Genomic DNA, 7,636 nt, shown 5'->3' with positions numbered 1-7,636 from the left:
CCGATATTTAGTCACTAAGACAATATGTACGGCAAGTAAGTAAACTGACCTATTTCTTTACTATAACTATTGTTCATTAACAACGATAAGTGCTACAATAATAGTATTATGATACTGACATTTGAGTACCGAATCAAGCCTAATCAAAAGCAAGCAGAGTGTATAAACCAGTGGTTAGAACTTTTACGTCGTCACTGGAACTATGCGCTAGGTCAGCGTTTGGACTGGTTAAGACGGACTCGATGTGCTATTGATAGATGCAGTTTAATTAGTGAAACCATAGGAGAAATACCAGAAAAAGTTAATTATTACACTCAACAATCAGATTTAAAACAGACAAAAACTCTCTTTCCTGACTACAAAAATATCTACTGCGAAGTTCAACAGATGAATCTTCAAAGATTAGAAAAAGCCTGGAAAAGATGGTTAGTTCCAGATAAAAAAGGTAAAAGAGGAGGGCGACCTAGATTTAAAAAAGCTGGTCAATTAAGGTCTTTTAGTTTTTCGAGAGTTAATCATCCCAAAGCTGTTATCAAGTTTCAAAATAATTGTCTTTGGACAAAAAAATGGGGAGCTATACCAGTTGTAATCCATCGTCCGATTCCTGAAAGTTTTATTCTTAAAACAGCTACAATCGTTAAAAAAGCAGATGGATACTATGTCTGTATTACAGCAGAAGATGAGACGATTCCGAATGTTATTCCCATAGATAATATCAAATCAGCAGTTGGAATTGATGTAGGATTAAAAGAGTTTTTGACTACCAGTCAAGGAAAAACAGTTGCTGTTAAAAAGATTTATCGCAATCGACAAAAGCATTTAGCTCGTCAACAACGTAAATTAGCCAGAAAAAATAAAGGGTCAAAAAACTATGAGAAACAACAAAAAAGAATAGCTTTAACTCATCAAAAAATTGCTAGATATCGAAAAGACTGGCACTACAAAACAGCACATTGGTTGGTCAATAATTATGATTTTATTGCTTGTGAAGACTTAAACATCAAAGGGTTAGCTAAAACTAAATTGGCTAAGAGTATTTTAGATGTCGCTTGGGGAAATTTCTTAACAAAATTAGAAGCAGTGGCGGTAAAACGCGGCGTTTGGTTTGTCAAAGTTAGTCCTCATGGAACGACAGTAAATTGCTCAAGCTGTGGTCATAAAGTTCCGAAAACACTATCAGTTAGATTACATGAATGTCCGAAATGTAATTTGACAATGGATAGGGATGAAAACGCCGCAGTTAATATTATAAAAAAGGCATTGCAAATACATGGGGTGGGTCTCATCCCGTCTGCCTGTGGAGGCTTAGTCAGTGGACAGCCTGTGAAGCAGGAAACTTCTGGAACTGAGTATATGCAGTTATCTCTGTTTTAGAAGCCCCCGTTATACCGCCCAAGCGGTTAACGGAGGGAGAACGTCACAGAATTCCCATTACAAAAATAATGGAAAAAGACTCATCTTATCTCCAAGAAATTAAAGCCATACGAACCAGAGGATTAACTTGTATTTCTCAATCTTTAGAAATGGCAAAAACCCTAATTGAAGAGTTTGTAACCCCAGGAGAACAAGGGGAATTAACCGCTATTACTCTACATAGTGACGGTTATGCAAATCATCCTAGCTATAATGGAGAATCTCGTCATTTAGAACAACTTAATCAAGAATTAAGTAAATTTAATGTCTTTGTCAACACAATTTCTTACTCTTATGCTGACTTTAAATTACTCTCGAAAATTTCCAATAATTTATCAGGTTCTTGCTTAAAAACGAAGAATATTAAAGAGATTTATGACTCTATTTCAGAAACGTCTGAACTGTTAATTGGTTCTGTTACACCACCCATTGAAGAAACCTTGATTAAGGAGTATGATTATCAAGTCTTTGTCTCTAAAACAGCTAAGAAAATTAATGGATCATCAGAAACCTTAAGAATTATTGGACTCAAAACAGAAGATGAAGGAACCTTTTATAAATACAAAAAAATTACCCAAGAAGAATATAATAAGTTAAGCGATGTTCCCATTAAACAACAAGACGAATCTGTTTTTGCTTTTGTTAAAGGCAACTTATCAGAAGGTAACATTAATACCGCTAAATATGGATTAGTGAGTACCTTTGATAAAACCTTAATTAAAAAACACGCTAAAGCATTAACAAATCAAGAAATTTCCGAATTTACTCAAGACGTTGAACAAGTCATATTCAATCCATCAACTTTAGAATCCCATGAAATTTTAGACGGAGTTGAAATTAGCAATAAACCAACAGTTATGGAGATTTTAAATATTTTAGAAACCCATAATAATAATATCATTCTCAATCTCAAGCATTTACAAGATAATTATCAAAGACGAGGATTAAAAAGAATTAAAGGTAAAAGAGATAAAGATGGTAATTTAGTTGAACCTAGCTTTAAAACAGAAACAATTGATGGAGGGGAATATGTCAAAATGGGAACGTTTGAAATTAATCGGAATACAGCAAACATTAATATGTTAGTTACCCGCAAAGTAAAATTAGTTAGAGTAGAAGATGACAAACAAATCACAGAAGTAGCTGGAATTTTAGTCAATGACTTAAATGTTTATAACAATTATACTTTAGTCGGTGATGGAGAAATCAATATTCAATCTTTGCGCGTCAAAATTAATAATAAACAAGTGTTTGAAGAATTAAAAGCAAAAGGAGTTTTAGAAAAAGAAGGCCAATTAGTAGATCAATATGATTTTCGTTGTGAATACGATGTGCGTTTAGATAATCTTCCTTTGGTGAATTTTGCAGATAGTTATGGTAGTATAGAGGGAGTATTTGAAGAGTTATTACAAGCCAAAATTCTCAGTAGTATTTTATCAGCCCATCTCAAAGAAGAATCTAATGTTTATACCTCCGAACAATTAGATGAATTAAAACAATATTATCTGTCTAAGAATCTGTACTTAAATTTTCCGACAACCACAGAATATACAGATTTAAAACAAGCATTAACTCAAGGAACAGTGGATTCAAGAGTTAGTTATAAAATTGATATTGGCACCACAGAAATTCTCAATTTCAGTAAACTACATTCTGCAAATAAATTTCTAGAACGTATCTATGAAGCTTACGATCAAGAAACAGGAGAAAAAATCAAAAAAACCTACTTTTAGCATGACCTTACAACAAAATCTTGTTTTTGGTCACAAAACCCTTTCTTCTCGAACTAAACTGACTAAAATTGATGAGGTAATGCAACCTTTATTCGATAATTTTTTAGGCATAGAAAACAATGACAGTCTTAAACCGATTTTAGAAAAAATAGGGGCTGATAAATTATTAACAATATTACCTCTAAAATGGAATTCTCAATCCGTTAGTCATGACAGTTATATTGATGCTTTAACCGACGCTAAACAAAAGTTAGATAATTATGTTGAGAAAATTTATCGATATAGTGTATCTCCATTAGTGTTCTATATTGGTGCAACAGGACTACTTCCAGATGAAATTAATGTCAAGGGACTTACTAGCGATGAACTTAATGGAAAATATCCCAATCTAAAAATTGCTAAAACAGAACAAGATGGAATGTTTTTTGAAGTCGGAAATACCATTGTTAGTGTTTATCCTCAAAATGAATACTTTAGTCTAAATTAAACCATTCATACTAACTCTGGTGCTCATAACTCTTTAACAGAGCTAAACCTATGATTTATCAAAAGGTAAACATATAAATTAAATAAGATAAATCAACACCAGAGTTAGCCTTCTGTCCTCTAAAAAATAGGCTAAGATAAAGTTATATTGAAGCAGTTGTCAAGGAGATATGTTCAAGAAAAATAATGACCACAACCCCTAACCCAGAACCCACTTTAACCGATGTCATCCAAAAACTGGATAAACTTACAGGTAATGTAGAAAAACTGACATCTGATGTTGAACACTTATCCTCTGATGTCGAACACTTAGCATCCGATGTTGAAACCTTATCATCAGAAATGAAGCGGTTTGATGAGCGTTTTTCCGACTATCGACAAGCAACACAATGGGTTGTGCAACTCGCTTTTACTTTAATTGCCAGCGCAACCATTACCGTCATTATTACATCGGTCCTAAAATAGAGGATCTTCTATGGTCAGCTATTGTTAAGAAATATGGCTAAATTTAAAGCTTGATTGCAATTCGACCCATTTCCTTACAGTCCGGGGCAAGAGAATGTTACGTTTGAGCAACGTCAAAAATATTGTATGAAAGCAATCGAGCAAACTCTATGTATAAGAAAAACACAGATAAAGACTACGTCAGTGCTGCTTTAACGGCTGGTTTAGGTGCTGGTATTGTTACTTCCTTTGCGGTTGCCCAAGGCCAAAACCCGTTTCTTGCTTTAGGAATTACCGTCTTAGCGGCGGTGTGTGGGGTCATTTGCCATCAGTTTGATTTAATTTAAGGTCTAACCTAAGAAATGACCGCAATACATTCGATCTCGACTAAAACATCCTTAGGAAGACGGGATACTTCTACACAAGCTCGAGCCGGTGCGGTCGCTTCTGGGAAATATTGAGCATAAACTTGATTCATAGGGGCGAAGTTTTCTAAATTGCTCAGAAAAACAGTGGTTTTAACCACATTCTGCCAATTTGCCCCCGCTGCTTTTAATATCGCTTCTATATTTTTCATCACTTGTTGGGTTTGCTGACTAATATCAGTGTCCCCAACCAGTTGCCCCGTTTTGGGGTCTAAGGGAATTTGTCCAGAGATAAATAATAACTGCCCTTGGGCTGCGATCGCCTGATTATAGGGACCCACAGGGGCAGGAGCGTTATCTGTCGAAATAACTCGCATATCACTCATTTTGTTTAATATTGACGGGCTTGGAGGGACTCGAACCCCCGACCTTGTGGTCCGTAGCCACACGCTCTAATCCACTAAGCTACAAGCCCTTGTTTTTCTCAACGATTAACTATCGTAGCACAGCTAACTAGATTTACGCAAGGGGGTCAAAGAAATTTCTTTTTAACTGGCTTTCCAAACCACTAAAATCACCCCACAGATAATAAACCCTAAGCCAAAGGCCCGATGAATGGGGATGGTTTCTTTAAAGACAAAATAACCAATTAACACAGAGAAGACGTAAATAATCGAAGCCGAAGGCCCCGCAACGCTCAAATTAACACGGGTTAATAGAAGAATATAAGCGATCGCACCTAAACCATAACAGGAGAGTCCTAAGATGAGTTCTGGCGTTAGGATGATATTTAAAATATGACTGACTGCGTTACTCCCATCGACTTTGCCTAATTTGGTGGCTCCCATTTTTAGGAATAATTGCCCCATCGCACTGGTTAATACCGAAACTAACAATAAACAAAACTCTTGAAAACTCACAACCCCGTACTCCGTGACAAAAGACTATAGTTTATTAATCTATCTTAAGTTTTCCCAAAGGACTAGACTCAGGCCAAAAAAAAATTGCTTAATCTTCCTTAATTCCGATGTTTGTCAGGGACTGAGAGTAAGTTATTGAGATTCTTCTGGCTTATGGAGAAAGAACTATAATTTAAAAATGTTGAACCCGTAGGACAAATAGACTTATGGGTTGCTGATTTAAACCCACACAGTGGACCACAAGAAATATCGAAGGAGTGTAACGGAATTAACGATGCAAACGCGAGATAGACAGACTTATCAATCCCCTTTATCCCTCAAGGAGGCCATCACGGCCAGCCAAAATTATTTACTGTCCCGACAATATCCTCAAGGCTACTGGTGGGCCGAATTAGAGTCTAATATTACCCTAACGGCCGAAACAGTGCTACTCCATAAAATCTGGGGAACCGATCAAACTCGCCCCCTACACAAAGTTGAAGCTTATCTACGTCAGCAACAACGGGAACAGGGAGGATGGGAACTCTTCTATGGAGACGGGGGAGAAATTAGCACCTCCGTTGAAGCTTACATGGCCCTGCGTTTATTAGGGGTTCCCCAAGATGACCCGGCTTTACTTCGGGCTAAAGATTTTATTATTAGTAAAGGGGGTATTAGTAAAACCCGAATTTTTACTAAGTTTCATCTTGCTTTAATTGGTTGTTATAGCTGGAAAGGAATCCCTTCAATTCCCCCCTGGATCATGTTATTTCCTGATAGTTTTCCGTTTACTATCTATGAAATGGCAAGTTGGGCAAGAGAAAGCACGGTTCCTCTCATTATTGTCTTTAATGATAAGCCTGTTTTTGCCGTTGATCCTATCTTTAATCTCGATGAGTTATACGCAGAAGGCATCGAAAATGTCAAGTATGAATTACCGAAAAATAACAATTGGGGTGACATTTTTCTGGGGTTAGATAAGGTCTTCAAATTCGCTGAAAAAGTTGACTTAGTTCCCTTTAGAAAAAAAGGACTTCAAGCAGCCCAAAGATGGATGTTAAACCATCAACAAGAAACAGGAGATTGGGGCGGAATTATGCCCCCAATGGTTAATTCTTTGTTAGCCTTTCGCGTCTTAAATTATGATGTTAATGATCCTTCTGTTCAACGAGGTTTTGAAGCCATTGATCGCTTTTCTATCGAAGAAAACGACACTTATCGGGTGCAAGCTTGTGTCTCTCCTGTATGGGATACGGCCTGGTGTGTACGCGCTTTGACAGATTCAGGATTACCTAACGATCATTTTTCTTTAGTTAAAGCAGGAAAATGGTTATTAGATAAACAAGTCCTTGAATATGGAGACTGGGCAGTTAAAAATAAAACAGGAAAACCCGGCGGCTGGGCCTTTGAATTTACTAATCGTTTTTACCCTGACATCGATGATTCTGCCACCGTGGTCATGGCGTTAAATGGACTAAAATTACCCGATGAAGGCCGTAAACAAGCCGCCATCGATCGCTGTTTAAAATGGATAGAAACCATGCAATGTCAACCAGGAGGTTGGGCCGCTTTTGATGTGGATAATAACCAAGGTTGGTTAAATGAAGTGCCTTATGGTGACTTAAAAGCCATGATCGATCCCAATACCGCCGATGTCACTGCTAGAGTAGTGGAAATGGTGGGCAGTTGCGACCTAGAAATGTCAAGCGATCGCCTCGATAAAGCCCTGAATTATCTTTACAAAGAACAGGAAAAAGATGGCAGTTGGTTCGGTCGTTGGGGGGTGAATTATATCTATGGAACCAGTGGAGTTTTATCGGCATTAGCTGTTATTAACCCCGAAAAACATCGACCCCAAATCGAACAAGGAATTAACTGGTTATTAAGCTGTCAAAATGAGGACGGAGGATGGGGGGAAACCTGCTGGAGTTATAACGATTCTAGTCTCAAAGGAAAAGGCGTTAGTACCCCGTCTCAAACTGCTTGGTCCCTCATCGGTTTATTAGATGCAGGAGAAGCCTTAAATCAGTTTGAAACTGATAGTATTGAACGAGGAATTAATTACTTATTAAACACCCAAACCGAAGAAGGAACTTGGGAAGAATCCGAGTTTACCGGAACCGGTTTTCCTTGTCATTTCTATATCCGTTATCATTTCTACCGTCATTATTTTCCTTTAATTGCGTTAGGACGTTATCAAAAATTAATGGCCAACTGATAGTTATCTTTTTTTCTTTTCAAAGAAGAAGCGAGAAAAGATTAGCGTTTTGAAACTCGTAGGGGTTTAGCATTGCTA

Annotated in this window: 8 protein-coding genes and 1 tRNA gene; 6 read left to right on the top strand and 3 right to left on the bottom strand. The window is 37.1% G+C overall.

Translation table 11 applies throughout. From position 1 onward, the window contains the following. Window positions 1-108 precede the first annotated feature (108 nt). The 5 genes from C4E06_RS22735 to C4E06_RS28370 all read left to right on the top strand — a co-directional run bounded on the left by C4E06_RS22735 (window position 109) and on the right by C4E06_RS28370 (window position 4,423). Window positions 109-1,374 (top strand): RNA-guided endonuclease TnpB family protein, encoded by a 1,266-nt coding sequence (locus C4E06_RS22735; protein ID WP_107666572.1) that lies wholly within the window; start codon window positions 109-111, stop codon window positions 1,372-1,374. Window positions 1,375-1,442: 68 nt separating this feature from the next. After that, the gene (locus tag C4E06_RS28380; protein ID WP_198648961.1) at window positions 1,443-3,146 is read left to right on the top strand and encodes a hypothetical protein; all 1,704 of its coding nucleotides are present in this window, start codon (window positions 1,443-1,445) and stop codon (window positions 3,144-3,146) included. A 1-nt stretch (window position 3,147) separates the two neighbouring features. Further along, window positions 3,148-3,633 carry a hypothetical protein gene (locus C4E06_RS28375; protein WP_198648960.1) on the top strand — a complete coding sequence of 162 codons (486 nt, stop codon included), beginning with the start codon at window positions 3,148-3,150 and terminating at the stop codon, window positions 3,631-3,633. Window positions 3,634-3,818: 185 nt separating this feature from the next. Continuing rightward, complete coding sequence (locus C4E06_RS22725; RefSeq protein ID WP_009544353.1) at window positions 3,819-4,097, top strand: LPP leucine zipper domain-containing protein; 279 nt, start codon at window positions 3,819-3,821, stop codon at window positions 4,095-4,097. Window positions 4,098-4,246: 149 nt separating this feature from the next. Continuing rightward, a complete protein-coding gene (locus C4E06_RS28370) occupies window positions 4,247-4,423 on the top strand; it encodes a hypothetical protein (RefSeq protein WP_009544352.1) in 177 nt (58 codons plus the stop codon). Between the two features lie 8 nt (window positions 4,424-4,431). On the opposite strand, the gene C4E06_RS22720 is transcribed toward C4E06_RS28370, so the two are convergent. The 3 genes from C4E06_RS22720 to C4E06_RS22710 form a co-directional block, all read right to left on the bottom strand. Continuing rightward, entirely contained in the window at window positions 4,432-4,827 is a 396-nt protein-coding gene (locus tag C4E06_RS22720; protein WP_107670657.1) for a RidA family protein, read from the bottom strand. 15 nt (window positions 4,828-4,842) lie between these two features. Further along, window positions 4,843-4,916: transfer RNA gene (locus C4E06_RS22715), tRNA-Arg, on the bottom strand. 73 nt (window positions 4,917-4,989) lie between these two features. After that, entirely contained in the window at window positions 4,990-5,361 is a 372-nt protein-coding gene (locus C4E06_RS22710; RefSeq protein ID WP_107670656.1) for an EamA family transporter, read from the bottom strand. A gap of 274 nt (window positions 5,362-5,635) precedes the next feature. On the opposite strand from C4E06_RS22710, the gene shc reads away from it, so the two are divergent. Then, window positions 5,636-7,558: a squalene--hopene cyclase gene (shc, locus tag C4E06_RS22705; protein ID WP_107670655.1), complete on the top strand. Its 1,923-nt coding sequence runs from the start codon at window positions 5,636-5,638 to the stop codon at window positions 7,556-7,558. The last annotated feature ends 78 nt before the right edge of the window (window positions 7,559-7,636 follow it).

Origin of the sequence: Cyanothece sp. BG0011, assembly GCF_003013815.1 — a bacterium.
In the GTDB taxonomy this organism is placed as follows: domain Bacteria; phylum Cyanobacteriota; class Cyanobacteriia; order Cyanobacteriales; family Microcystaceae; genus Crocosphaera.
Note: the sequence above shows the minus strand (reverse complement) of the source record. Positions and strands in the feature narration are given on the sequence as shown.

Bases quoted from the DNA above. Each gene is read 5' to 3' on its own strand.
- C4E06_RS22735 (WP_107666572.1), top strand. From the start codon at position 109: ATGATACTGACATTTGAGTACCGAATCAAGCCTAATCAAAAGCAAGCA.
- C4E06_RS28380 (WP_198648961.1), top strand. From the start codon at position 1,443: ATGGAAAAAGACTCATCTTATCTCCAAGAAATTAAAGCCATACGAACC.
- C4E06_RS22725 (WP_009544353.1), top strand. From the start codon at position 3,819: ATGACCACAACCCCTAACCCAGAACCCACTTTAACCGATGTCATCCAA.
- C4E06_RS28375 (WP_198648960.1), top strand. From the start codon at position 3,148: ATGACCTTACAACAAAATCTTGTTTTTGGTCACAAAACCCTTTCTTCT.
- shc (WP_107670655.1), top strand. From the start codon at position 5,636: ATGCAAACGCGAGATAGACAGACTTATCAATCCCCTTTATCCCTCAAG.
- C4E06_RS28370 (WP_009544352.1), top strand. From the start codon at position 4,247: ATGTATAAGAAAAACACAGATAAAGACTACGTCAGTGCTGCTTTAACG.
- C4E06_RS22720 (WP_107670657.1), bottom strand. From the start codon at position 4,827: ATGAGTGATATGCGAGTTATTTCGACAGATAACGCTCCTGCCCCTGTG.